Consider the following 23866-nt stretch of genomic DNA (forward strand, 5'->3'; position numbering starts at 1 on the left):
AGGGGACACAGCATGATCCGCACCGCCTGGCTTGGCCTCCTGGGAGCGATCATCGCCTCCCCCGCCCTGGCCCAGACCCCGCCCGCCGCCAACCGGCTGGTGGTTGCCCTCAACGCCGATATCCGCAGCCTGGAACCCGGCGTCAACCGCGACGCCAATACCGATGCGGTCATCCACCAGGTCTTCGAGGGCCTGGTGGCCTTCCGCGCCGACCTCGGTGTCGGCCCGGCGCTCGCCGACAGCTGGGAGGTTGGCGACGAGGGCAAGACCTATACGTTCAAGCTGCGTGCCGGGGCCCTGTTCCACAACGGCCAGCCGATCACCTCGGCGGAAGTGAAATGGATGTGGGACCGGCTGGTCCAGGGCGCCGCCTGGGCTTGCCGCACCACCTTCGACGGCTCGTCCGGCGTCAAGGTCGTCGCCGTCGAAACACCCGATCCCCGGACAGTCGTGTTCAGGCTCGACCAGGCCAATGCGCTGTTCATCCGGCAACTCGCCAATATCCAGTGCCATGTCGTCGCCGCCCATCCCGGCAGCGTCGACGCATCGGGCAAATGGACCACGCCGATCGGCTCCGGCCCGTTGCGGCTGCGCGAATGGCGCCGCAGCGAATATGTGCTGCTGGAACGCTTTGCCGACTACAAACCAAGCACTGCGCCGGCCAGCGGCTTTTCCGGCGCCCGCAATATGCTGGTCGACCAGGTCATGTTCCGCATCATCCCCGATTCGACCGCGCGCGAGGCGGCGCTGACCACCGGGGCGGTCGACGTGCTGGCGCGGATCGAGCCGGAGCAGATCGAGCCGCTGCGCCAGCGCGGCATGCGCATCGTCACGACGCCGGGCCTCGGCTGGGCGGCGCTCCTGGTGCAGACCGACGATCCCGTGATGGCCAATCCGAAGATCCGGCAGGCACTCGCCCATGCCATCAGCCTGAAGGACATTGCCGAGGCGCGCGCCGCCGGCATGACCCAGGCCAATCCGTCGGGCGTCAGCAATTCCACCGCCTTCTACGATCCGCGTTTCGCCGAATGGCCGGCCTATGATCCGGCACGCGCCGCGGCCTTGTTGCGCGAAGCCGGCTATCGCGGCCAGCCGATCAAGCTGCAGACCAACCGGCAATATCCCGGCATGTATCAGAATGCCGTGGTCATCGAGGCCATGCTGACCGCCGCCGGTTTCAAGGTCGAGCTGGAAGTGCTCGACTGGGCGACCCAGCTCAGCAACTACCTGAACGGCCGCTTCCAGCTGCAGTCCTTCGCCTTTTCCGTGCGTTTCGATCCGACCCAGATGTATACGACCTTCATCGGCAACAAGGCCGCGGCGAAAACCGCACAATATGGCGATCCGGAAGCCATTGCCCTGCTCGCCGAAAGCGCGCGGATCACCGACGACACCGCCCGGCGCGAGATCTTCGCCCGCATCCATGCCAAGGTCAGGGCCGACATGCCGATCATCGGGCTCTATTACGACCCCGTGCTCGAGGCCATTCACCCGCGGGTCCAGGGCTATGTGTCATGGCCGGCCAACCAGCCGATCACCTGGGGCGTCCGCACGCGCTGACCGAGGCCGAGCCCAAGCCGGCGGCCGCCGTCCACCGGCGCCGGTCGGCCGGGCTCAGCCGCCGAGCTGCGCGACGCGCGCGATCGCGGCGGCGAAACCGTTGAGCGAGACATTGAATGTGGCGGCCTCGCCGCTGTTCAGCATCGTCGCGCTGACGATCAGCCGGGTGCCCCTCTTCAGCGCTTCGGTGGCGGCCGTCGGCAGGCTGATTGGCGCGAGGCAGCCCGACGGCAGGCAGGTCGAGAAGCGTACGCCCTGGCCGAGATCCTGCTCGTCGATCTTCAGCTTCACGCCGAGATCCAGGTTGAGGCCGAAGGGCAGCAGCAGGATGCCATCGGTCCTGGCGCCATCGGACATGCGCAGCTCGATCGCGAAAGTCCGCTGGCCGGTCTGTTGATTGCCTTGGGCCTGCGAGAAGGCGCAGGCCTTGCGCCCCTCGACAATGCGGCAATCGACGGTCCAGTCGCCATAGGTCTCGTTGATCGCGGTCGCACCGTTCGGCAACTGCGCTGCCTGGGCCGGCGGCATGAGCGGTGCGGCCAGCGGCGCCGGTGCGGCCGGCGCCTGAGCCGGCGTCTGAGCCGGCGCCGCCCGACGCGGATTGGCGGGCGGCGGCGATTGCTGGGCAAACACCAGACCGGCCGAAACGGCAGTGCCGACGATCATGGCGGCGGACAGAAGGAGCTTGGAGCGGAACATCGGTTGAGGCCTTGTTGGGGTCGGAAGATCGATGGCGGCGGTCAATGGACGTAGCTGATCGGCAGGCCGGAGACCGGATGCGGCGTCACGCCCATGGCGACGCCATAGATCGCTTCGAGTTCGGCCGGCGTCATGATCGCCGGAGGCGCGCCGCGGGCGACCAGCTTGCCGGAGTGCAGTGCGACGATCTCGTCGCAGAACCGCGCCGCCATGTTGACGTCGTGCAGCACCACCACGACGCCCAGGCCGCGATCCCGCGACAGCCTTTGCACCAGCGACAGCACCTCGATCTGATGGGCGATGTCGAGCGCCGAGATCGGCTCGTCGAGCAAGAGATATTCGGCATCCTGCGCCACCAGCATGGCGAGCCAGGCGCGCTGCCGCTCGCCGCCGGACAATGTGTCGACCAACCGGTCGGCAAAACCCTCGACATCGGTCAGCGCCATGGCCTCGCTCACCTTGTCGCGGTCGGTCTGGCCGAACTGGCCGAGCGCGCCGTGCCAGGGATAGCGGCCGAGCGCCACCAGCTCCCTCACCAGCATGCCCGCGGCCGGCGGCGTCTGCTGCGGCAGGTAGGCGACCTTGCGGGCGAAGGCACGGTCGCCCCAGGCCTCCAGTGCCTTGCCTTCGAAGCGGATGGTGCCGGCCGAGGCTGGCTGCTGGCGTGCCAAAAGCTTGACCAGCGTCGACTTGCCGGAGCCGTTATGGCCGATCAGGCCCACCACCCGGCGCGCCGGCAGGCTCATGGTCAGGGGTTCGAGCAGCACGCGCCCGGGAATGGTGAAGCTGACACCGTCGAGATCGAACGGCGGCGCCGCATCGGCTTGCGGCGGCGCCGGTTCGGCAGGCCTGGTGACGAGCTTGAGCATGGACATCATCGGTTGAACCGGACGGGAACGGCGAGCGTGATCGAGCCGCCGGCGACGCTCGCGGGCGGCGCCGGAACCGGGCTGGCACGGCGCATCATCGAGACCGCCTCGTTGTCGAGCGCGCTGTCGCCGGAGCCGCGGACCAGCCGCGACGACAGCACCCGGCCGGAACGGTCGATGGTAAAGGCGACCTGGGCGACGCCGGTCGAGGCGCCCGAGGGGAAGCGCTTGAAACGGTTGAGATGGGCCATCAGGCTGCCGCGCCAGCTCGCCGGCGAGGCGGACGAGGTGGACGACGCGGCTCCGGCCGAGGGCGCCGCCGCGGCATCGGCGCGCTGGGCCTGCGCGGTCGGCGGCGCGGTGGTCTGGCGCACCCTTGTCCGGTCCGGCCGGACCGGCCGGGGCCGCTCGACCCGCTGCACCGGGCGCGGCGGCTCGACCTGCCGGGGCGGCGGCGGGGGCGGTGGGGTCAGCACCGCCGCTGCATCAGGCATGGGCGGCAGGTCGGGAATGCGGATCTCCGGCTCGGGCTCCGGCGGCGGCGGTGTGTCGTCGACCGGCACGCGCTCCACTTGCGGCTCCGGCGGCGCCGGCTCGGGTTCGGCCTCGGTCATCTGTGGCCCGGGAGCAACCTCCTGCGGCGGCGCTTCCGGGGCGACCGCCAGCGGCGCGAGCTCCATCATCACCGCCGGCGGCGGCTCACCGGCGGCGGCCTCGACCGGCCGCCAATGGATCGCCAGCCAGACGGCGCCGGCATGAACCCCGCAGACGATCGCCGCCGCGCCGGTCCAGCGGGCCAGCGTGAGCAAGAGGCGCGATGCCGTATCGCGCCGGCGATCGGTCGCGACAGCCGTCATGGCCGCGGCGGTTCGCCGGCCGGGGCGGGCGCGGGCAGGACCCCCGGCGTGGCCGCGGATCCGCTCGCCGCGCTGGTGTCTTCGAGGCCGACCAGCGCGATCTTCAGATAGCCGGCCTGACGCAGGAGGTTCATCACGTTCATCAGCTCGCGATAGGCCACCGCACCATCGGCGCGCAGGAAGATCCGCTGCTCGCGGTCGTTCTGGGTCTGTCGGTCGAGCGTTGCCTGCAGCGCCTCGCGCGGCACCTCGTCATTGCCGAGCGCCAGCATCAGGTCGTTCTTCACGGTCAGGAACACCGGCTTGTCGGGCCGCGGCTGGGCCTGCGCATTGGATACCGGCAGGTCGACCGCGACATCGACCGTGGACAGCGGCGCCGCCACCATGAAGATGATCAGGAGCACCAGGATCACGTCGATGAACGGCGTGACATTGATGTCCGAGACCTCGGCGAGATCGCCGTCCTGCGGATCCTTGAGACTGACGGCCATGGCCTTACTCCGCCGCCGCATGGATCGCGGAGGCCCGCGACGGTGGGGTATCGGCCATAAGCCCGGCGCCTTCCGCGTCATCGCGGGCAAGATCGCGCGAGAGGTGCTGCAGGATCTCGGCCGAGGCATCCGACAGGAGCGCGCGGTAGCCGGCGATCGAGCGGGCGAAGACATTGTAGATGATCACCGCCGGGATCGCCGCGACCAGGCCGATGGCGGTGGCCAGCAGCGCCTCGGCAATGCCGGGGGCAACCACGGCAAGATTGGTGGTTTTCGACTGCGAGATGCCGATGAAGGCATTCATGATGCCCCAGACCGTGCCGAACAGGCCAACGAACGGCGCGGTGGCGCCAATGGTCGCGAGCAGGCCGGTGCCCTTGGCCATGTTGCGCCCGGCCCGCGCCTCGATCCGCGACAGCGCGATCGCCACCCGTTCCTTGATGCCTTCGGCCGACAGCGTGGAGGAACGGACCGTCTCGCGCATGGCGGCCTGGACGAGATCGGCGACCGGACCGCGGCGGGTCCAGCCGGCATCGACCGCCCGCGCCGCCTGGTCGAGACCGTCGGCCTCGTTGAGCTTGCGCACCGCCCGTGTCGCCTTGCGTTTGGCGCCGAACAGTTCCAGCCCCTTGGCGAGCCAGACCGTCCAGGTCACCAGCGAGGCGAAGGCAAGCCCGACCATCACCGCCTTCACGATGATGTCGGCGGCCATGAACATGCCCCAGGGCGACAGGTCATGCGGCAGCACGGCTGGTGCCGCTGGTGTCGGCGCGGGCGACGGCTGGGCTGCAGGTGCCGTCTGGGGCGCCGGCCTGTCCGGTTGTGCCTGGAGCATGGAGGGGCTTGCCGGCGCCGCCGGTATGGCCTGCGGCGCACCGGACGCGGGCGGCACCTGAGCCGGCGCGACCTGGGCCTGGACACCGCCGAGCGGCGCCACCGCGAGCACAATGACCGCCAGCAAGGCCGGACCGCCGCGCCGCAATCTCGCAAAGGCTTCGCGGATCGCCCGCGCCTGGTACTCGCCAACCATGGTTCTCACTCGTCCGTTGAATGAGAGCTTGCCGCTGGCAGGCTGCCCGGAGGTCGGGAGCAGGCCGGCTTGCGGGTCGCTCGAGCCCCGTGGGGCGTGATCATCCGGCGCGCTAGCGGCCGGAGATGTCGAAATTGGGATGATCCAACCCGTGGACCATGTCCTGGCGTTGACACTGGTGTGCGCCACGCGCGGTCGTATTGCGGTCACGCTATCGCTCCGGCGTTGTGCCCGTGCCGGTCGGACAAGGGGTCGGGCGCGTCCGACAGGCCGGGCGCCCGGCTTGCCGACGGCTCGGTGACCTCGACGATCCGCCCCTTTTCCATGCGCACGATACGATCGGCGGCACCGAAATAGCGATCGTCATGGCTGATCACGATCAAGGTCTTGCCCTGGCGTTTCAAGTCAAGCAGCAGTTCGTCATAGAAGATGCGCCGGAAGGTCGGGTCCTGTTCGGCAGCCCATTCGTCGAAGACGATGATCGGCCTGCCCTCCAGATAGACCTGGATCAGCGCCAGCCGCTTCTTCTGTCCGGCGGACAGGTCGGTGGTCGAGAACCGGCCATCGGCGATCGTCACCCGATGCGCGATCTCCAGGCGCTCGAGATAGGCCTGGACGGTGGCCGGCGGCGTGCCCGGCGCCATGACCAGGTCGTCGAACAGGAAATAGTCGAAGAACACCGCCGAGAACAGCTGGCGATAGGCATCGCGGTTCTCGTCCGTCACCGCCATGCCGTCGATCGCGACGACGCCCTCCTGCGGCGCATAGAGGCCGAGGATCACTTTGATCAGGGTCGTCTTGCCGCAACCGTTCTCGCCGACGATGAACAGGGTCTCGCCGCGCCGGATGCTGAGATCGATCGGACCCAGCACGAAGGGCTCGGTTCCCTCGGCCGCCGGGAAGGCATGGCTGAGGCCGGTCAGCGTGATGACGGCGCGCAGCCCCTGCGGGCCGTCGCCACCATCCGGCCTCGCCTGCGGCGCGTCGATCAGCAGGCCCGGTTCCGGATTGGCGAACTCGGCGGAGAGCTCGGCGACCCGTTTGAACGAGATCTGCGCCTGCTCGAACAACGGCAGCGAGCCGGTGAGCTGGTCGATCGGGCCTTTGACATAGAGCAGCACCAGGACGAAACCGGACAACACGCTCCTGTCGACCGAAAACCCGGCCTGCAGGGCGATCAACACGCCGATCGCGGCAAAGAACACGGCACTGCCGACGGCATTGGCGGTGGCGAAGATGCGCATGGCGCGCAATCTGAGGTTCCGGATGCCGTCGATCGCCCCGGCGAGCTGCACGCCATGGGCGCGGGCTCGCCTTTGCCGGTTGAGGCGCAGCTCCTTGGCGCCTTCGGTAATGCCGCGATAGTGCTTCTGCAGCTCGTCCTGGGCCGCGCGGGCCGCTTCGAACCCCTTGATGCCCTTGCGGCGCGCATAAGTATTGATCGCAAGCCCCGCCGCGATCGCCAGGGCCGCGATCAGGAACAGCATCGGCGACAGGATGACGAGATAGACGATGCAGCCGAGCGTCACGGACGCCGCGATGGTGAGCGCCGAGAAATTCGAGGTGAAGGCCGAGATCATCTCGGCATCCTGGTTCAGCGCCACGATCAGGCGATGAGCCCGGAACCGTTCCAGCCGGTCGATCGGCGCCGCCAGGATCCGGCCCGTCAGCTCCTTGCGCAGGTTGGCGACAACATGCTGGCCGACGAAGCTGTTGCCGAGATCCGAAACGATCTTGCCCGTGAATGTCAGCAGGACGAGGCCGGCGAAGGTCAGGACGAAGGTCGTCGTCACCCCGTCTTCGCTGTGAAACGACCGGTTGATGGTCGCCAGCAGCCAGGCCGTGGCCACGCCGCTCAAGCCGCCCATTGCCGTCGCGAACGCGGCCATCGGCCAGAACGGTCGCAACAGGCGGCCTGCTTCCGTCAGGATATGGGGCCGGTTCAGAACCATCGTCTTCCTGTCATCGGGCGAGGTCCGTCCGACCTCCATGAGGTAAGACGAACGAAGCAGGCATTGCCTCCCCTGCCCCGGGGTATTTTTTCAAAACCCGGCCAATCGTGTCGTGGCGGCGAGCCACGCCAGCGCCGGAGCACCCATCGCCATTGGCCTGAGGCTGATTAGCCGCTAACCAATTGTCACGCAATCTCAATAGTTTAGACGAATTCTAAGCTAACCGTCGATGACCGTGGGCAGCCGCCCGCTGACGCTCCCCTGTTACCCCGCAGCCACGTCATTGAGCGCCATTTGCCAGAAATCGGCTTCCAGCCTGGAGGCCTTGGCGAACAGCGCCGCCAGTTCGGCGAAGCGCTGCTCGGTCATCGAGCGGGCGGCGAGCGCGGCGAGATGGGCGCGCGCGCCGGCCGCGATCTCCTGATAGACCTCGCCGGCATATTCGCCGATCCAGTCCCGATACGGATGATCGCCGAGGGCCGCGACGCCGTCGGGCGCGAGCCGGCGACCGATCTCGGCATAACCGATGACGCAGGGCGCCAAGGCCACATGCAGGTCGAGCAGGTCGCCCGAGACGCCGCAATCCAGCACGAAACGGGTATAGGCAATGGTTGCCAGATGTTCGGGTGCCGCCTCGATGGCCGCCGGCGTCAGGCCCCATCGGCCGCAGAGCCGGACATGCAGATCCATCTCGACATCGAGGATCGCCGACAGGCCCCGCTGCGCCGCGCGCATGTCGGCAAGCGATCGGCTCTTGTAGATCGCCAGTGCATAGGCGCGGGCGAACTGGATCAGGAACAGGTAGTCCTGCACCAGATAGGTCTGGAAGGCCGGCGGAGCCAGCGTGCCCGCGCCCATCTGCCGGACGAAATCATGATCGACATAACTGGACCACTCGGCTTTCGCGGCAGCCTTCAGGCGTTCGAAAATATCCATCTCAGGTCTCGTTCCCATAAGCCGCATCGAAGAAGGCGCGTTCCAGGGCGACCCCGCGCAGAAAGAAGTCCCGGCTCAGGTCGGCCTCTGCCGGACCGACCCGATCGAGCTCGGCCCGCAGGAAACCGACGAAGTCACGGAAATCGGCATTGTCGTGCAGCGTGATCCATTCGGAATGGACAAAATTGCCGGGCAGCCGCTGCGGCGCCCGCGACGCCCAGTCGAGATAGAGCCATTCGGCGACCACCAGCACGGCAAGCGCCGCGGCATAGCTGCGCGTGCCGGCGGCCTCGCGCATGATCGCCTTGAAACCGGCCGTGGCCTGGCTATCGGCGATCGCCGCCCGCTGCTCCTCGGTGACCCCGAGCGCCTCGAAGGCGCGCAGGAAATAGCTGTTCTCTTCGCCCGAGACCATGCCGATGAAACGGCCGAAGCGCAGCCGTGCCTGGAACGTGTCGGCGCTGGCGATGGCCGCGCCGAGCAAAGTGAGGAAGCTGTCCAGGAACCGGTGGTCCTGGATCAGGTAAGCAGCCATCACCGGGTCGGGGATCGTGCTCTTGAACAGCTCCTTGACGAACCGGTGGTCGACGGCCTCGGACCAGACCGGCTGGCTGGCGGCCCGCAGGATTTCGGTAAAACGTTCGGTCATCGATCGCCCCTGGTTTGGCCGGCAGGCATGCCGGGGATGGTGCCGGCAGCAAGAAACCCCATGATCGCACCGGCGACTTCATCGGCAAATTCTTCGTGAATCGCCAGCTTGCCATGGCCGAGCCGCACGGTCTCGATGCCGGCGACGGCGCTGAGCGCGTCCATTTCGGCGCGCGATTTCGGCGGGGTCTCCGCGCCATAGACCAGCAAGGTCGGCAGGCCGGTGCCGCGGGCAAGATCAATGAAACCGTCGCGGTCGCCAATGCGATCCAGGCCGCCGGTGACGAAGCGCACGGAGGCATGGCGGGCGCCGGGCTGCGCCGTCACCGCGCGCTTGGCCGCCAGCCGGTCCGGCGTCAGCCAGCCCTTGTCGCTATAGACATGTTCGACGACCATCTTGCGCACCACCGGCCCGCTCAGGTTCAAGGCATAAAGCGCCGGCCCGATCAGCGGTGCGTCGATCACCGCGCGGATGCGCCGGAACCACGGACGCTGGCCGCCCATCATGGTCGGGAACGGGCCGCGCCAGGTCGGCGCGACGAGAACGAGCCGTGTCGCAGCGCCGGGTCTCGCGGCGAAGTGATGCAGCACATAGCCCGCGGCATGGCCGGCGGCGACGATCGCAAGGGGATCGGACACCACCTCCCCGAGCAGCCATTCCAGGAAGGCCTGGAGGCTGTCGGGCGTCCAGTCGATACGCGGCCGCGGCCGGTCGCCGAAACCCGGCCAATCGACCGTCACGACGCGAAACCGCGACGACAGCGACCGCATCAGCGGGATCATTTCGCCGCGGGTCGAAATCGAACTGAGGGCTGGCAGCAACAGCACGGTCGCGCCCTCGCCGGCCTCGTCGAGACCGAGCCGGACCGGCTGGCCGTGCCAGTTCCAGATCAGTTCACGGCCGGTCACGTCGCATGCTCCTGAGACATGGTGTCGCTCATCGCATGGTGAATCGCACGGGCACGGTGAATTGCAACCGGCTTCCCGGCATTTCGCCAGGTGCCGCTGGCAGCGGCGCTGCCCGTTGGATCATCGCCAGCGTCTCCTGGTCAAGCGCCGCCGAGCCGGACGACCGGGCGATGAAGAAACCGAGCACCATGCCCTCGCGGTCCATCGTGAAGCTCAGGAGCGAGACGCCCTCGGCGCCGCGCGCATTGGCCGGATAGCGTTTGTGCCGATCGAGATGGGCGAGCAACCGGGTTTTCCAGGTCGACTGGATCTGGGCTGCCGCCGCACCGGCGCCCGATGTCGGCGTGGCCGCGACGCTCGCCATATGGTCGGATGTGCTGGCGATGTCCTGGACCGGAGCTGGCGCCGGGCGGCGCTGCATCCGCTCCGGCTGTCGCGCATCCGCCGTCCGCGACGGCGCCGTGCGCGGCCTTGGCCGCTGCACCGGCAGGGGCACGGCGATCGGTGTTGCCGCTGCCGCGGCAACCGGCGAGGGCACCTGGCCAGCCAGGGCTGCCGGTGCCGACGGCCTGGCCATCCCCGGGCCTGGCACGGCGATCAGCGCGGTCTCGACCATCCGGTGCGACGCCGGATCGCGCATGGTGGTGTCCGACGCTTTCGGATCGGGCGCCGGCGCGGCCGCGACCGGCATGGGCGCGAGATCGGCCATGATCGCCGCCGGCGGCTCACCCGCCGAGAGTTTCGGCTTGTCCCGTGCGATCAGCATCCAGGCAAAGGCGACATGGCTGCACAGCACGAGCGCCGCGGCGCCGGCCCATAAGGCCAGGCCCCGAGCGATCGCCCCGGTGCGGCTGCGCTGCATCTCGTCCGCCACCCTCGCGTCGATGATCTCGGAGGCACAGATATGACCCCAGCGACGAGACCGCAAGCCATTGTTATTATTAGTAAAATAGAACCGTTCGAAACTGCCGAAATAGTCTTGGCCGGGCGGCCTTTTACCGGCTGATACCGGCTGCCGGGCCGAATGCCCGAAGCGGGGCTGCCGGAGGGATACCGCCGGATCCGGGCAGGCGCCTCCGGCCCTGCTGCATTCGCCTTCGTTCCGCCGTCAGAACCGGTAGTTGATGCCGGCCTTGACGATGTGGCCGGCGAGATCGGAATGGCTGATGCCGGCGGGCGACAGGCTCTTGACGTTGCGGCTGGCGACATAATTGTACTCGATGCGGGCGGAGAGCCCGCCAGCGAAGGCCTGCTCGATGCCGCCGCCCCAGAGAATGCCGCCTTGCCAGGAGCCCCGGGGGGTGAGGTCGCCCACCGCGTTGAACCGGGTCATCGCATAACCGAACGTGCCGTAGACCAGGGTGCGGTCGAAACTGAGCCCGCCGCGCAGCTTGGCGGCGATGCGCCAGGTCTGTTGCAGCGCGCCATGGGGCACGCCGTGCTCGGCCCGGCCGAGATAGCTGCCTTCCAGTTCGGTGCCGAGCACCGCGGGACCGAACTGCCTGAGGAGGCCGAGCTGCAGGCCGCCGGCAAAGCCGTTGCGCCGGGAGAACGGGTTCGGCGTTCCGCTGAGGGCCATGCCGCCATGCAGGCCGACATAGCTGCTGCTCCAGTCGAAAGCCGGTGCACGGTCGCCGAAGCCATGGCGGCCGCCATGGGGATCGGCCGCCGCGGCGACCGGAACCAGGACCGAAAGGCCGGCGGCAATAAGGAAAGTGGTGGACCGAATAGTCACTTTGCTGCTCCCGGATACGCAAAACGAGGGGCGCGGAACGCGTCGCGCCCGACTGGCAACGACACGAGCCATTGTCCGGATCGGAATTGCACCAGCGTTGCAGCGGATCGTCGGAAGGCGGGATTTGTCTAAAATTGTATCAGCTGTGCTGCCCTCGCGGCTCAGGACAGCAACGGCAGCGTCATGCGAAAGCACGAGCCGCCCTGCGGGCCGTCGATCACCACGACATGGCCGTCATGGCGCTGCACCACCTCCTGCACGAGGTGCAGCCCGAGGCCGGCGCCGTGGTCGCGCGCCTGCAGCCGGTAGAATGGCTCGAAGATCTGTTCGCGATGTTGCGCCGGAATGCCCGGGCCCTCGTCTGAGACCTCGATGCAGCCGCTGCGCTCGACGGTCACCGTGATCGTGCCCTGGCCGCCGGCATGTTCGATGGCGTTCTGGATGAGATTGGTCACGGCGCGCTGGAGCGAGGCCTGGTCGCCCGACACCAGCACCGGCTCCTTGCCGGCCTCATAGGACAATTGATAGCCGGCGGCGATGGCCAGCGGCGCCAGGTCCGCGGTGACGCAGAGGCCCAGCGCGACCAGGTCGACCGGCGACATCTGGCACGGCTGCTGATCGAGCCGCTGCAAGTCGAGCAATTGTTCGGCCGTCAGCGACAGCCGGGCGATATCGGCCAGCAGGCGCCCCTGTTCGGGGCCCGAGGCCAGATCCTCCAGGCGGGTCTGCAGGATGGCGATCGGCGTGCGCAATTCGTGCGCCGCATCGGCCAGGAAGCGCTTGTGCCGGTCATAACCCTCGTCGAGCCGGTTCAGCGCGTCGTTCACCGCATTGACCAGCGGCGCGACTTCCGCCGGCACATTTTCAGCCGAGAGCCTGGTGCCGCGCCGGTCGATATCGATACGCTCGGCCTCGCCGGCAATTTCTTTCATGCCCGCAAAGGCACGCGTGACGATGACCGGAATGACCACCAGCGTGACCAGGGCCAGGAGCGCCAGCAGCGGCACGACCAGCAGCTGCGACAGGACGAACACGACGAAAGGCACGCTCAGCATGCGGCCGGCGCCGGCCAGCACGCTGATCGGGCCAACCTTGCTCTGAAACGTCCGGATCACGCCGGAGAGCTTTTCGTCGCCGCTCGCCCCGCGGATGTCGCCATAACTGAACCGGCCGAGGTCTTCCGCCATGCGCCGGAATGCCGGCGGTATGGTACCGCGCGACAGCGACTTGCCGCGGTCGTCGACGACCACGAACCAGAAATCCGGCGCTTCCGCATTGAGCCAGTTGAGATCCGGCGAAGGATCGAGCGTCAGCTCGCCGGCGGCATCCCGCGAGACCGCATTGGCGACGATTTCAGCCGCGCCCGCCTCCATGATCTTGTCGGAGATATTGGCCTCCAGCAGCAGGCTCATGACGCCGATCACGATCACCGACAGAACCGCCGCCTGCAGTGCGATCAATTGCCAGACCAGCCGCCACTTCAGCGAGCGAGCCTTTTTCTTCATGACAGCCGCCTCGTCATGAGGCTCGCTTCATCAGGTAGCCGACACCCCGGATCGGATGGATATCCACCCCGGCGCCGGCCTCGTTGAGCTTCTTGCGCAGGCGCGAGACGTGGGTGTCCAGGGCATTCGACTGGATCTCGTCGTCGAAACTATAGACCGCCTCTTCGAGCGCCGAGCGCAGCACGGTCCGGCCCCTGCGGCGCGCCAGTGCTTCGAGAACCAAGAGCTCGCGCCGGCGCAAGGCCATGAGCTGGCCGCCGACAAAGGCTTGCCGGTTGCCGAAATCGAAGGTGAGCTGGCCGAGCCGGAGCACGTCGATGACGAGCCCGGAGGGGCGGCGCAGCACGGCGCGCAGGCGCGCCAGCAGTTCCTCCAGGGCGAAAGGCTTGGCGAGATAGTCGTCGGCGCCGGTATCGAGCCCGCTGATCCGGTCGGCAAGGTCGCCCTTGGCGGTCAGCACGATCACCGGCACGTTGAGCCCGCGCTTGCGCAGGATCGGCAGCAGCGTCAGGCCGTCGGCGTCCGGCAGCTGCCGGTCGAGCAGGATGGCGTCATATTGAAAGCTCGCCACCGCCGCGGCGGCGTCGCCGACGGTCAGCACGTGGTCGACCAGCATGTCATGTTTGGCCAGCGCCGCGCGCAAGGCATTGGCCATCTCGCGTTCGTCTTCGACCAGCATGATTCGCATGATGTCTGTGCTCCGGCAGCCAGGGCCCAATCACGCCGGCCGGATTGCAGGCACATTGCAGCGCCGCGTCGGCTCACGGGTTTTGCGATCCCGGCCAGGCTTCTAGGTCGTTTGGATGGCCTTCGCCTAGCGCCACGGCCGGCGGTGCGGTGTCGCATGCCGGCCCGCCGCGGCCATGGCCGGACACCGCGCAATGCCGGTGCAATGTCGCCGGCCCAGCATTGCCGGCTCCAGCATCAGCAGGAGACATGACATGCATGGATTGAAATTGGCGGCGGTCGCGATGGTTCTCGGCACAGTTCTCGCCGGCTGCGAAACCGATCGTCATCGGCATCACCGGCACCACCGAGGCCATTGGCATCACGGTCACGGTCATGTCGAGCCGTCGCGCGGCTGGCATCACCACCATCGCGGCGGACCCGACCATCGGGTGGAGCGCGGCGCGCCGATCGAACGGCGCTGACCCTGTCGGCGGCCGCCGGCTAGTCCCGGCCGCGACCGCCGCCGGCACCGACAACCCGCGCGATGAGCCCGGTCACCGCGGCCCTGAAAGCGACCGGGTCGGCGCCGGCGTCGATCGCCAACGCCGCCCGGTCGAAGGCAGCCGACAGCAGCACGGCGAGCGCCGAGAGCGGCACGGCGGCCTTGGCCTGATCCGACATCGCCGCCGCCAGCCCGTCGCGCAGCGTCCGGCCGGCATTGGCTTCGTCCAGCGCCGTCATCTCCGCACTGCCAAGCACCGCCGGACCCTCGACCAGCAGGAGGCGGGTTCGCCCGGCGACCGTCATGGCATCGAGATAGGCGGTGCTGCCGGTTGTCAGGGCCTCGACGGCCGACCGGCCCGACGAGGCCTGCGCCTCGATCGCCTCGGCAACCGCCCGGGCCTCCTGTTCCAGCAGAGCGCGGAACAGCGCGCGCTTGTCCGCGAAGTGGTGATAGAGCGCGCCCCGCGTCGTGCCGGCCAGTGCAACGATCTCGGGCGTCGACGTCTCGGCATATCCCTTGACGACGAACAGCCCGCGGGCCGCCGACAGCAGCGCATGGCGGGTGGTCTCCGTACGCTCGCGATTGGAGCGTTGCTTCGCCTGTTGCATACATGCAGCCTGTATGTTAATTGGAAGATACATACAGACTGTATGTCATATCAACAGGAAGGACCAGCCGTGAAAACCACCAGCTATTATCCCGTCATCATGACCCGCGACGTCGCCACGACCACGGATTTCTATATCCGCCATTTCCGCTACCAGGCCCTGTTCATCACCGATTGGTACGTGCATCTGCAGTCGACCGAGGAGAGCAGCAACAATCTCGCCATTCTCGACGGCAACCACCACACCGTGCCCGAACAGGCGCGTGGCCAGGTCTCCGGCCTGCTCCTCAATTTCGAGGTCGAGGATCCCGATAGCATCTATCGCGATCTCGTGGCGGCGGGCCTGCCGATCCTGACGCCCTTGCGCGACGAGCCGTTCGGCCAGCGTCATTTCATCACCGCCGATCCCAATGGCGTGCTCATCGACATCATCAAGCCGATCCCGCCGAGCGCCGAATTCGCGCTACACTATGTCGGTTCCGCTTTGCCGCCCGACGCCTGACGACAACCGGCGGCCATGCCATCGCTGGGTGTTGCCGCATGCTGTTCAAACAGGCCGTGCTCGACCGGATCGCCACCGGCGAGATCCGCCAGGCCTTCCGGCGCTGGCAAAAGCCGACGGTCCGGCCAGGCGGCACCTTGCGCACCGCCGCCGGCGTGCTGGCCATCGACCGGCTCGAGCCGGTCGACGCCGGCGAACTGACCGAGGCCGACGCGGTCGCCGCCGGCTTTGCCTCGAGAACCGCCCTGCTCGCCGAGCTCGGGCGTTCCAGTGCCGGTGTGCTCTACCGGATCGGCTTTCATCGCGCCGGCGACGATCCGCGCGAAGCGTTGCGCGGCGACGACCGCATCGGTCCGGCCGCGCAGACCGCGCTGCAGGCGCGCCTCGATGCGCTCGATCAACGCAGCCATGCCGGACCCTGGACCCGCGAGACCCTGGCGCTGATCGGGTCGCGTGACGGCATCACCGCCGGCGAGATCGCCGACCGGCTTGGCATGGAAAGGCCCGCGCTGAAGGTGAAGATCCGCAAGCTGAAGGAATTCGGCCTGACCGAGAGCCTGGCGTCAGGCTATCGCCTGTCGCCGCGCGGCCGGGCTTTCCTCGGCCGCGACCGTGCCGGCAGCGACGGGGCATGACCCCTCCCGACTGCCGATTCCTGCACTCCGGGTATTGAAAGGCTTTTCGCATAATCTGGACTTGATTATGCTCATTGCCTATGAACCTTCAGGATCTCCAGGCTTTCGTCGCCGTTGCCGAAACCGGTTCGGTCAATCGGGCCGCAGCCCGCCTCCATCTCACCCAGCCCGCGACCACCCGGCGCATCCAGAGCTTCGAGGCCGCAATGGGCGACGGCCCGCTGTTCGACCGCTCGGTCAAGCCGGCGGTCCTGACCGCGCTCGGCAGCCACGTACTCGAACATTGCCGCCGGGTTCTCGGCGCAGTGGCCGAGCTTGAGGCTTGCACGTCCAGCTCCGCCGGCCCGGCCGGCGAGCTGCGGGCCGGCGTTGCCCATGGCCTGGGTGAAATGGTGTTGACGACACCGCTCGATGTCTTGCGCCGAGCCTATCCGCGCGTCCGGTTGCGGATCAGCTCCAGCTGGAGCACCGAGCTGATCGAGGCCGTGCGCAGTGGCGCCATCGATTTCGCGATTGGCCTCCTGACCGAGGCGCATGCGGTTCCGGCCGGATTGCTGCGCGTCCCGCTCGGCGCCGAACAGGTCGTCGTCGTATCCTCCTCACGGGAGGCGACCAGGCGCGACGGCACGCCATGGCGCCTGCGTGACCTCGCCGACGACGGCTGGTTCCTCAACCCGCCCGGCTGCGGCTGCCGCGCCGCGCTGGTGAAATCGTTCGATCGGCTGCAATTGCCGCTGCAGGTGGCGGCCGAGGTCTTTGGCGAGGACCTGCAACTGTCGCTGCTGTCCCACGGTGGCGGCCTTGGCCTCGTGCCGCGCCGCCAGTTCGACGAGAGCGCCTACCGTCACGGCCTGCGCATTCTGGACGTGCTCGACTTTCAGCTGGGCGCGACCGTGACCTTGATCCGCAATGCCACGCCTGGACGGTTCGACCCGGTGATCGACACGGCTGAGCAAGCGCTGCGCGACAAGCTCGCCGCATCGCCGTGAACGGCATAATCATTATAGAAACAATGCATTTGATTTATAATGCCTGACGGTCGATCTTGCCGCCTCGACGCGAGCCCTGACCGGGCTCCATCGCGGTTCGGCATGGAGATGTCAGATGATCGTCACGGTTTTCCGCTCGCGGCTCGGTTCGGGCGCGCAGGACGAATATGGCCCGTTGGCCAGGCAGATGAGCGCGCTGGCCGAGACCATTCCCGGTTATGTCTCGCACAAGAGTTTCACCGCCGAGGACGGCGAGCGCGTCACCATCGTCGAGTTCGAGTCCGAGCAAGCCCTGCAGGAATGGCGGATCCACCCCGAACATGCCAAGGCCAAGCGGCGCGGCATCGAAAGCCTGTTCAGCGACTACAAGTTCCAGATCTGCCAGGTCATCCGCGAGCGCTCATGGGCCTCCAAGCCCCGTCAGGCGTGAGGGCACTTGTGGCCGACGTCACCTACCGGCCCGTCGTCAGCGCCGAGCTGATCGCCTTGCATCGCCGCCTGGCGCATGAGATGCGCAATGCCGCAATCCGCGCGGCGATCGGCAGGGTTGCGCGCCAAGGCCTCTCACTGCTGCGCGCGGCAAGGATCCGGAGGGCCCGGCATGTTGAAACTTGATCATCTCACGATCATCGCGCCCTCGCTCGCCGAGGGCGTGCACCACGTCCGCGACGCGCTCGGCATCGACATGCCGTTTGGCGGCCGACATCCGGAAATGGCCACGCACAATCATCTGCTGCGTCTCGGCGACGACATCTTTCTGGAGGTCATCGCGGTCGATCCGCAGGCGGAGAGGCCGGCGGCGGCGCGCTGGTTCGGCCTCGACGACGCGAAGGCGGTACGGGCCGCGTGGGACGACGGCCGGCGTCTTGGCGGCTGGGTCGCACGGTCCGGTGAGATCGATGTGGTCCTGGCGTGGCATGGTCCGGTCTTCGGCGACAAGCGACGCGTGTCGCGCGGCGATCGATCCTGGCTGTTCGCGGTGCCGCCTGATGGCGCCTTGCCGATGAACGGCCTTGCGCCTTCGCTCATCGATTGGGACGGCAGGCCAACACCGGCGGCGGCCATGCCGGACCTTGGCGCGCGCTTGAAGCGTTTCGAGGTCGAGCACCCCGATCCGGCCAGGGTCGCCGGCCTCTACGATACGCTCGGCCTGGCCGATCCTCCGGATATTCTGCGCGGCACCCAACTGCGCTATCGCGCGATCATCGAAACGCCGCATGGCATCCGGATCTTGCAATAGCACAAGGCCGGCGGGGCTCGGTGGCGGTGCGACCGGGCCTCGCCCGACGACGCCGGGGGCGACGCGAAACCGCGCCCGCAGCGCCACGCCGATCGCTGATTCATGATCAGTCGCGCCCGAAAACCTGCCTGCCGCAAGTATCGCTGATTTCAGCGGCAAACTTAGCAATGAAATTCTGTGCCGGCACAGGTTTTAGAAATTTCGAAACGAGACGCACCCGGCCTTATGAAATATCGTCCTGACGATCCGGGGTTGATCGTGTTCATGGACCAAGACGCCGCAAGATATCCAGGCCCGGACTGCCGTTGCGCGCGCCCGGCCGGGACCGCACCGGATCGCGGGCGTTTCGCCGGTCCTCGCCGCGATCGCCCAGCCGCATGAGCCTCCGCGAAAATTCGCCCGGTCCCGTGGGCCCGCCACCGTCGCGAGCGGCCGCGCCGGCCCTTCCTCTGCGACACTTGCACTGCCATCTTGATATCACAGGGACCTGCCCGGCGGTTCGCCCGCGCGGGTCGACGAGGAAGCCGACATGACCGACACTGCCCCCTTGCAGTTTCACGTGCCCGAGCCGGAGGTCCGCCCCGGCGGCACGCCCGATTTCTCCAATGTGAGGATTCCCGAAGCGGGCTCGGTCCGGCGCCCCGATATCGACGCCAACCCTGAATCGATCCGCGATCTCGCCTATTCGATCATCCGCGTGCTCAACCGCGACGGCGAGGCGGTCGGCCCCTGGGCCGGATCGCTGACCGACGACGAGCTTGCCGAGGGGCTCCGGCACATGATGACGCTGCGCGCCTTCGACGCGCGCATGCAGATGGCCCAGCGCCAGGGCAAGACCTCGTTCTACATGCAGCATATGGGCGAGGAGGCGGTGAGCTGTGCGTTTCGCCGCGCGCTCCAGCCCGGCGACATGAACTTTCCGACCTATCGGCAGGCCGGCCTCCTGATCGCCGACGGCTATCCCATGGTCGAAATGATGAACCAGATCTATTCGAACGAAAGCGATCCGCTGAAGGGCCGGCAGTTGCCGGTCATGTATTCGTCGAAACAGCACGGCTTCTTTTCGATCTCGGGCAATCTCGCCACGCAATTCGTCCAGGCCGTCGGCTGGGCCATGGCCTCGGCGATCAAGAACGACACCCGGATCGCCGCCGGCTGGATCGGCGACGGCTCCACCGCCGAATCCGATTTCCATGCAGCCCTGGTCTTCGCCTCGACCTATCGGGCACCCGTCGTGCTCAATATCGTCAACAACCAATGGGCCATCTCGACTTTCCAGGGCATTGCCCGCGGCGGCTCGGGCACCTTCGCCGCCCGCGGCCTCGGTTTCGGCCTGCCGGCGCTCAGGGTCGACGGCAATGACTATCTGGCGGTCCATGCGGTGGCCAAATGGGCGGTCGAACGGGCCCGCAGCAATCTCGGGCCGACGCTGGTCGAATATGTCACCTATCGCGTCGGCGCCCATTCGACCTCGGACGACCCTTCCGCCTACCGGCCGAAGACCGAATCCGCGGCCTGGCCGCTGGGCGACCCGGTCATCCGCCTGAAGAACCATCTGATCCTGCGCGGCCTCTGGTCGGAGGAACGCCACAAGCAGGCCGAAGCCGAGATCCTCGACACGGTGATCACGGCGCAGAAGGAGGCCGAGCGCCACGGCACGCTGCATGCCGGCGGCAAGCCCTCGACGCGCGACATGTTCGAGGGCGTCTATGCCGAGATGCCGCCGCATCTGCGCCGCCAGCGGCAACAGGCGGGGGTCTGAACCATGCCCAGAATGACCATGATCGAGGCCATCCGGGGCGCCATGGACGTATCGATGGAGCGTGACGCCAACGTCGTCGTGTTCGGCGAGGACGTCGGTTATTTCGGCGGCGTGTTCCGCTGCACCCAGGGGCTGCAGCAGAAATACGGCAAGAGCCGCTGTTTCGACGCGCCGATCAGCGAGCTCGGCATTGTCGGCACCGCGATCGGCATGGCGACCTATGGCCTCAGGCCCTGCGTCGAAATTCAGTTCGCCGACTACATGTATCCGGCCTATGACCAGATCGTCTCGGAAGCGGCGCGGCTGCGCTATCGCTCCAACGGCGAGTTCACCTGCCCGCTGGTCGTGCGCATGCCGACCGGCGGCGGCATTTTCGGCGGCCAGACCCATAGCCAGAGCCCGGAAGCGCTGTTCACCCATGTCTCCGGCCTGAAGACCGTGGTGCCGTCCAACCCTTATGACGCCAAGGGCCTGCTGATCGCGGCGATCGAGGACCCCGATCCGGTGATCTTCCTCGAACCGAAACGGCTCTATAACGGCCCCTTCGACGGCCATCACGACCGGCCCGTCACGCCCTGGTCGAAACACGAGCTCGGTGAGGTTCCCGAGGGCCATTACACCGTGCCGCTCGGCAAGGCGGTGATCCGCCGCAAGGGCGCCGCCATCACCATCCTGGCCTATGGCACCATGGTCTATGTCGCCGAAGCCGCCGTCGCCGAAACCGGCATCGATGCCGAGATCATCGATCTCAGGACCCTGCTGCCGCTCGATCTCGAGACCATCGTCGCCTCGGTCAAGAAGACCGGCCGCTGCGTCGTCATCCACGAGGCGACTCTGACCTCCGGTTTCGGCGCCGAGCTTGCGGCGCTGGTCCAGGAGAACTGCTTCTTCCACCTGGAAGCGCCGATCATCCGGGTCGCCGGCTGGGACACGCCTTATCCGCACGCCCAGGAATGGGACTATTTCCCGGGGCCGGCCAGGCTCGGCCGCGCCCTTGTCGATGCCATGGAGGCCTGATCATGGGTGAACATGTGATCAAGCTGCCCGACGTCGGCGAAGGCGTCGCGGAAGCCGAACTGGTCGAATGGCACGTCAAGGTCGGCGACCTCGTGCGCGAGGATACCTTGCTCGCCGCGGTCATGACCGACAAGGCAACGGTCGAGATCCCCTCCCCGGTCGACGGCGAAATCACCTGGCTCGGCGCCGAGATCGGCGACGTCGTCGCGGTCGGCTCGGCGCTGATCCGCCTCAAGGTCGAAGGCGAAGGCAGCGCCCCGGCGCCTGACGAACCGGCGGCGGCCGAACCGCCAGCCGCAGCGCCCACCAAGGCCGAGGCCAGGCCACCCGCCGGCAAGGCCGCCCCTGAGCCGACCAAAGCGGCCGCCAAACCGGCAGCCACGCCGGCACGCGCCGCACCGGCAGCACCGGCCCGCCAGGCGTCCTTCGGCGCCCCGCGGCCCGAGGGCGACAAGCCGCTCGCCTCGCCGGCGATCCGGTTGCGCGCCAGGGAGGCCGGCATCGACCTGCGCCAGGTGCGCGGCACCGGACCTGCCGGCCGGATCGGTCACGAGGATCTCGATGCCTTCATCGCGCGCGGGCCCCAGGCGGCGCGTGCGGCCGGGCTTCAGGAAAACCATGCGGTCGAGGACATCAAGGTCATTGGCCTGCGCCGCCGCATCGCCGAAAAGATGGCGCTGTCGAAATCGCGCATCCCGCACATCACCTATGTCGAGGAGGTCGATGTCAGCGCGCTCGAGGACCTGCGCGCGGCCCTGAACAAGGGCAAGCGCGCCGACCAGGCGAAGCTGACCATCCTGCCCTTCCTGATGCGCGCGATGGTCAAGGCCATTGCCGATCAGCCCGGCCTCAACGCCCTGTTCGACGACGACGCCGGCATCATCCACCAGCATGGCGGCATCCATATCGGCATCGCCGCGCAGACGCCGTCCGGCCTGGTCGTGCCGGTGGTCAAGCACGCCGAGGCGCGTGATCTCTGGGATTGCGCGGCGGAGGTGAACCGGCTGGCCGATGCCGCCAAGGCCGGCACCGCGACGCGCGACGAGCTGACCGGCTCGACCATCACCATCACCTCGCTCGGCGCGCTCGGCGGCGTGGTGACGACGCCGGTGATCAACTATCCGGAGGTCGCCATCATTGGCGTCAACAAGATGATGGTGCGTCCGGTCTGGGACGGCGCCAGCTTCATCCCGCGCAAAATGATGAACCTGTCGTCGAGCTTCGACCACCGGGTGGTCGACGGCTGGGATGCCGCCGTCTTCATCCAGCGCATCAAGACGCTGCTCGAAACGCCAGCGATGATTTTCGTGGAAGGCTGAAGCCGATGAAAGAAATCTCCTGCAAGCTGCTGGTGATCGGCGCCGGCCCCGGTGGTTATATCGCGGCCATCCGCGCCGGCCAGCTCGGCATCGACACCGTCATCGTCGAACGGCGCCGGCTCGGCGGCACCTGCCTGAATATCGGCTGTATCCCGTCCAAGGCACTGATCCACGCGGCGGAAGAATTCGACAAGGCCATGCACATGGCCGGCGGATCGAGCCCGCTCGGCATCAGCGTCGGCAAACCCGTGCTCGATCTCGCCAAGACCATCGGCTGGAAGGACGGCATTGTCGGGCGCCTGAACAGCGGCGTCGCCGGTCTGCTGAAAAAGGCCCGGGTCAAGATCGTCGGCGGCCGCGCCCGCTTTCGCGACGGCAAGACGGTGGAGGTCGAGACCGAGACCGGTCTTCAGGTGATCCGCGCCGAGACCATCGTGATTGCCACCGGTTCGGCGCCGGTGGAACTGCCCTTCCTGCCTTTCGGCGGACCGGTGGTCTCATCGACCGAGGCGCTGGCCTTGACCAAATTGCCGGCGCGGCTCGCCATTGTCGGCGCCGGTTATATCGGGCTGGAGCTCGGCATGGCCTTTGCCAAGCTCGGCACCACGGTGACCGTGGTCGAGGCGGAGCCACGCATCCTGCCGCAATATGATGCCGAGCTGACCCGTCCGGTCGCCAAGCGCCTGACTGAGCTCAAGATCGAACTCCTGACCGGCGCCAAGGCCAAGGCGCTCGGCCCCAAGGGCCAGGCCCTGCTGGTCGAGACCGCCGGCGGCGAGGATCGCCGCATCGACGCCGACAAGATCCTGGTGACCGTCGGCCGCCGGCCGGTGACCGAGGGCTGGGGCCTGGAAGAGCTCGGCCTCGACATGGACGGCCGGTTCCTGCGCATCGATGACAAGTGCCGGACATCGATGCGCGGCATCTATGCGATCGGTGACGTCACCGGCGAGCCGATGCTGGCGCACCGCGCCATGGCGCAGGGCGAAATGGTCGCCGAGATCGTCGCCGGCCACTCCAGGAGCTGGGACAAGCGCGCCATTCCGGCGGTCTGCTTCACCGACCCGGAAATCGTCACCGCCGGCCTCTCGCCCGACGAAGCCCGGCAGGCCGGCATCGAGATCAAGACCGGCCAGTTTCCCTTCACCGCCAATGCCCGCGCGATGACCAAGATCGGCGAGGCCGGTTTCGTCCGGGTCGTCGCCCGCGCCGACAACCATCTGGTCCTTGGCATCCAGGCGGTTGGCCACGGCGTTTCCGAGCTTGCCACGGCCTTCGGCCTGGCGCTGGAAATGGGCGCGCGGCTCGAAGACATTGCCGGCACGATCCACGCCCATCCGACCCAGGGCGAGGGCTTCCAGGAGGCGGCCCTGAAGACGCTCGGCCATGCGCTGCATATCTGACGGCGCCCGGCCGGTCGTGGGCGAGCC

The 23866-nt window shown here is 67.7% G+C and carries 26 protein-coding genes; 11 read left to right on the forward strand and 15 right to left on the reverse strand.

Features of this window, described 5'->3' with window-relative positions:
- Positions 1 to 12: 12 nt before the first annotated feature.
- Positions 13 to 1560 carry an ABC transporter substrate-binding protein gene (locus E8M01_RS06995; protein WP_215908863.1) on the forward strand — a complete coding sequence of 516 codons (1548 nt, stop codon included), beginning with the start codon at positions 13 to 15 and terminating at the stop codon, positions 1558 to 1560.
- A 54-nt stretch (positions 1561 to 1614) separates the two neighbouring features.
- Here the strand turns inward: E8M01_RS06995 and E8M01_RS07000 are convergent, their stop codons facing one another.
- The 15 genes from E8M01_RS07000 to E8M01_RS07070 form a co-directional block, all read right to left on the reverse strand.
- Complete coding sequence (locus E8M01_RS07000; RefSeq protein ID WP_246088622.1) at positions 1615 to 2259, reverse strand: invasion associated locus B family protein; 645 nt, start codon at positions 2257 to 2259, stop codon at positions 1615 to 1617.
- 41 nt (positions 2260 to 2300) lie between these two features.
- On the reverse strand, positions 2301 to 3128 hold the full coding sequence (locus tag E8M01_RS07005; RefSeq protein ID WP_136959470.1) for an ATP-binding cassette domain-containing protein: 828 nt from the start codon (positions 3126 to 3128) through the stop codon (positions 2301 to 2303).
- A gap of 5 nt (positions 3129 to 3133) precedes the next feature.
- Entirely contained in the window at positions 3134 to 3985 is an 852-nt protein-coding gene (locus E8M01_RS07010) for an energy transducer TonB family protein (protein WP_136959471.1), read from the reverse strand.
- Complete coding sequence (exbD, locus tag E8M01_RS07015; RefSeq protein WP_136959472.1) at positions 3982 to 4476, reverse strand: TonB system transport protein ExbD; 495 nt, start codon at positions 4474 to 4476, stop codon at positions 3982 to 3984. Before exbD ends, E8M01_RS07010 begins: the two co-directional genes overlap by 4 nt.
- Before the next feature lie 4 nt (positions 4477 to 4480).
- Positions 4481 to 5506, reverse strand: coding sequence for a tonB-system energizer ExbB (gene exbB / locus E8M01_RS07020; RefSeq protein WP_136959473.1), 1026 nt, complete (start codon positions 5504 to 5506; stop codon positions 4481 to 4483).
- A 206-nt stretch (positions 5507 to 5712) separates the two neighbouring features.
- Complete coding sequence (locus E8M01_RS07025) at positions 5713 to 7458, reverse strand: cyclic peptide export ABC transporter (protein WP_136959474.1); 1746 nt, start codon at positions 7456 to 7458, stop codon at positions 5713 to 5715.
- Positions 7459 to 7722: 264 nt separating this feature from the next.
- The gene (gene tenA, locus E8M01_RS07030) at positions 7723 to 8394 is read right to left on the reverse strand and encodes a thiaminase II (protein WP_136959475.1); all 672 of its coding nucleotides are present in this window, start codon (positions 8392 to 8394) and stop codon (positions 7723 to 7725) included.
- Position 8395: 1 nt separating this feature from the next.
- Positions 8396 to 9043: a TenA family protein gene (locus tag E8M01_RS07035; RefSeq protein WP_136959476.1), complete on the reverse strand. Its 648-nt coding sequence runs from the start codon at positions 9041 to 9043 to the stop codon at positions 8396 to 8398.
- Positions 9040 to 9951: an alpha/beta fold hydrolase gene (locus tag E8M01_RS07040; RefSeq protein WP_136959477.1), complete on the reverse strand. Its 912-nt coding sequence runs from the start codon at positions 9949 to 9951 to the stop codon at positions 9040 to 9042. The genes E8M01_RS07035 and E8M01_RS07040 overlap by 4 nt, the downstream gene beginning before the upstream one ends.
- A 28-nt stretch (positions 9952 to 9979) precedes the next feature.
- Positions 9980 to 10813: an energy transducer TonB family protein gene (locus E8M01_RS07045; RefSeq protein WP_136959478.1), complete on the reverse strand. Its 834-nt coding sequence runs from the start codon at positions 10811 to 10813 to the stop codon at positions 9980 to 9982.
- Between the two features lie 246 nt (positions 10814 to 11059).
- A complete protein-coding gene (locus E8M01_RS07050; protein ID WP_246088623.1) occupies positions 11060 to 11686 on the reverse strand; it encodes an outer membrane protein in 627 nt (208 codons plus the stop codon).
- 161 nt (positions 11687 to 11847) lie between these two features.
- Positions 11848 to 13191: a sensor histidine kinase gene (locus E8M01_RS07055; RefSeq protein ID WP_136959480.1), complete on the reverse strand. Its 1344-nt coding sequence runs from the start codon at positions 13189 to 13191 to the stop codon at positions 11848 to 11850.
- Positions 13192 to 13204: 13 nt separating this feature from the next.
- Complete coding sequence (locus tag E8M01_RS07060; RefSeq protein WP_136959481.1) at positions 13205 to 13879, reverse strand: response regulator transcription factor; 675 nt, start codon at positions 13877 to 13879, stop codon at positions 13205 to 13207.
- A gap of 73 nt (positions 13880 to 13952) precedes the next feature.
- Positions 13953 to 14255 carry a hypothetical protein gene (locus E8M01_RS07065; RefSeq protein ID WP_136959482.1) on the reverse strand — a complete coding sequence of 101 codons (303 nt, stop codon included), beginning with the start codon at positions 14253 to 14255 and terminating at the stop codon, positions 13953 to 13955.
- 106 nt (positions 14256 to 14361) lie between these two features.
- Entirely contained in the window at positions 14362 to 14973 is a 612-nt protein-coding gene (locus tag E8M01_RS07070; protein ID WP_136959483.1) for a TetR/AcrR family transcriptional regulator, read from the reverse strand.
- 69 nt (positions 14974 to 15042) lie between these two features.
- On the opposite strand from E8M01_RS07070, the gene E8M01_RS07075 reads away from it, so the two are divergent.
- The 10 genes from E8M01_RS07075 to lpdA all read left to right on the forward strand — a co-directional run bounded on the left by E8M01_RS07075 (position 15043) and on the right by lpdA (position 23839).
- Positions 15043 to 15474 carry a VOC family protein gene (locus E8M01_RS07075; RefSeq protein WP_136959484.1) on the forward strand — a complete coding sequence of 144 codons (432 nt, stop codon included), beginning with the start codon at positions 15043 to 15045 and terminating at the stop codon, positions 15472 to 15474.
- Between the two features lie 38 nt (positions 15475 to 15512).
- On the forward strand, positions 15513 to 16109 hold the full coding sequence (locus tag E8M01_RS07080; protein ID WP_136959485.1) for a hypothetical protein: 597 nt from the start codon (positions 15513 to 15515) through the stop codon (positions 16107 to 16109).
- 80 nt (positions 16110 to 16189) lie between these two features.
- Positions 16190 to 17098, forward strand: coding sequence for a LysR family transcriptional regulator (locus E8M01_RS07085; RefSeq protein WP_136959486.1), 909 nt, complete (start codon positions 16190 to 16192; stop codon positions 17096 to 17098).
- Between the two features lie 115 nt (positions 17099 to 17213).
- Complete coding sequence (locus E8M01_RS07090; protein ID WP_136959487.1) at positions 17214 to 17528, forward strand: antibiotic biosynthesis monooxygenase family protein; 315 nt, start codon at positions 17214 to 17216, stop codon at positions 17526 to 17528.
- A gap of 8 nt (positions 17529 to 17536) precedes the next feature.
- Positions 17537 to 17713, forward strand: coding sequence for a hypothetical protein (locus E8M01_RS35000; RefSeq protein WP_170181812.1), 177 nt, complete (start codon positions 17537 to 17539; stop codon positions 17711 to 17713).
- Entirely contained in the window at positions 17700 to 18338 is a 639-nt protein-coding gene (locus E8M01_RS07095; protein WP_136959488.1) for a VOC family protein, read from the forward strand. Before E8M01_RS35000 ends, E8M01_RS07095 begins: the two co-directional genes overlap by 14 nt.
- A 529-nt stretch (positions 18339 to 18867) precedes the next feature.
- Complete coding sequence (locus tag E8M01_RS07100; protein ID WP_136959489.1) at positions 18868 to 20100, forward strand: 3-methyl-2-oxobutanoate dehydrogenase (2-methylpropanoyl-transferring) subunit alpha; 1233 nt, start codon at positions 18868 to 18870, stop codon at positions 20098 to 20100.
- Between the two features lie 3 nt (positions 20101 to 20103).
- Complete coding sequence (locus E8M01_RS07105; RefSeq protein WP_136959490.1) at positions 20104 to 21117, forward strand: alpha-ketoacid dehydrogenase subunit beta; 1014 nt, start codon at positions 20104 to 20106, stop codon at positions 21115 to 21117.
- 2 nt (positions 21118 to 21119) lie between these two features.
- A complete protein-coding gene (locus E8M01_RS07110) occupies positions 21120 to 22436 on the forward strand; it encodes a dihydrolipoamide acetyltransferase family protein (RefSeq protein WP_136959491.1) in 1317 nt (438 codons plus the stop codon).
- A 5-nt stretch (positions 22437 to 22441) separates the two neighbouring features.
- The gene (gene lpdA, locus E8M01_RS07115; protein ID WP_136959492.1) at positions 22442 to 23839 is read left to right on the forward strand and encodes a dihydrolipoyl dehydrogenase; all 1398 of its coding nucleotides are present in this window, start codon (positions 22442 to 22444) and stop codon (positions 23837 to 23839) included.
- The last annotated feature ends 27 nt before the right edge of the window (positions 23840 to 23866 follow it).

Source organism: Phreatobacter stygius (assembly GCF_005144885.1).
Classification (GTDB): Bacteria; Pseudomonadota; Alphaproteobacteria; order Rhizobiales; family Phreatobacteraceae; genus Phreatobacter; species Phreatobacter stygius.

Excerpts from the sequence above, each read along its gene's own strand:
- E8M01_RS06995 (WP_215908863.1), top strand. The coding sequence starts at position 13 with ATGATCCGCACCGCCTGGCTTGGCCTCCTGGGAGCGATCATCGCCTCC.
- E8M01_RS07000 (WP_246088622.1), bottom strand. The coding sequence starts at position 2,259 with ATGTTCCGCTCCAAGCTCCTTCTGTCCGCCGCCATGATCGTCGGCACT.
- E8M01_RS07005 (WP_136959470.1), bottom strand. The coding sequence starts at position 3,128 with ATGCTCAAGCTCGTCACCAGGCCTGCCGAACCGGCGCCGCCGCAAGCC.
- E8M01_RS07010 (WP_136959471.1), bottom strand. The coding sequence starts at position 3,985 with ATGACGGCTGTCGCGACCGATCGCCGGCGCGATACGGCATCGCGCCTC.
- exbD (WP_136959472.1), bottom strand. The coding sequence starts at position 4,476 with ATGGCCGTCAGTCTCAAGGATCCGCAGGACGGCGATCTCGCCGAGGTC.
- exbB (WP_136959473.1), bottom strand. The coding sequence starts at position 5,506 with ATGGTTGGCGAGTACCAGGCGCGGGCGATCCGCGAAGCCTTTGCGAGA.
- E8M01_RS07025 (WP_136959474.1), bottom strand. The coding sequence starts at position 7,458 with ATGGTTCTGAACCGGCCCCATATCCTGACGGAAGCAGGCCGCCTGTTG.
- tenA (WP_136959475.1), bottom strand. The coding sequence starts at position 8,394 with ATGGATATTTTCGAACGCCTGAAGGCTGCCGCGAAAGCCGAGTGGTCC.
- E8M01_RS07035 (WP_136959476.1), bottom strand. The coding sequence starts at position 9,043 with ATGACCGAACGTTTTACCGAAATCCTGCGGGCCGCCAGCCAGCCGGTC.
- E8M01_RS07045 (WP_136959478.1), bottom strand. The coding sequence starts at position 10,813 with ATGCAGCGCAGCCGCACCGGGGCGATCGCTCGGGGCCTGGCCTTATGG.
- E8M01_RS07055 (WP_136959480.1), bottom strand. The coding sequence starts at position 13,191 with ATGAAGAAAAAGGCTCGCTCGCTGAAGTGGCGGCTGGTCTGGCAATTG.
- E8M01_RS07060 (WP_136959481.1), bottom strand. The coding sequence starts at position 13,879 with ATGCGAATCATGCTGGTCGAAGACGAACGCGAGATGGCCAATGCCTTG.
- E8M01_RS07065 (WP_136959482.1), bottom strand. The coding sequence starts at position 14,255 with ATGACCGTGACCGTGATGCCAATGGCCTCGGTGGTGCCGGTGATGCCG.
- E8M01_RS07070 (WP_136959483.1), bottom strand. The coding sequence starts at position 14,973 with ATGCAACAGGCGAAGCAACGCTCCAATCGCGAGCGTACGGAGACCACC.
- E8M01_RS07080 (WP_136959485.1), top strand. The coding sequence starts at position 15,513 with ATGCTGTTCAAACAGGCCGTGCTCGACCGGATCGCCACCGGCGAGATC.
- E8M01_RS07085 (WP_136959486.1), top strand. The coding sequence starts at position 16,190 with ATGAACCTTCAGGATCTCCAGGCTTTCGTCGCCGTTGCCGAAACCGGT.
- E8M01_RS07090 (WP_136959487.1), top strand. The coding sequence starts at position 17,214 with ATGATCGTCACGGTTTTCCGCTCGCGGCTCGGTTCGGGCGCGCAGGAC.
- E8M01_RS07095 (WP_136959488.1), top strand. The coding sequence starts at position 17,700 with ATGTTGAAACTTGATCATCTCACGATCATCGCGCCCTCGCTCGCCGAG.
- E8M01_RS07100 (WP_136959489.1), top strand. The coding sequence starts at position 18,868 with ATGACCGACACTGCCCCCTTGCAGTTTCACGTGCCCGAGCCGGAGGTC.
- E8M01_RS07105 (WP_136959490.1), top strand. The coding sequence starts at position 20,104 with ATGCCCAGAATGACCATGATCGAGGCCATCCGGGGCGCCATGGACGTA.
- E8M01_RS07110 (WP_136959491.1), top strand. The coding sequence starts at position 21,120 with ATGGGTGAACATGTGATCAAGCTGCCCGACGTCGGCGAAGGCGTCGCG.
- lpdA (WP_136959492.1), top strand. The coding sequence starts at position 22,442 with ATGAAAGAAATCTCCTGCAAGCTGCTGGTGATCGGCGCCGGCCCCGGT.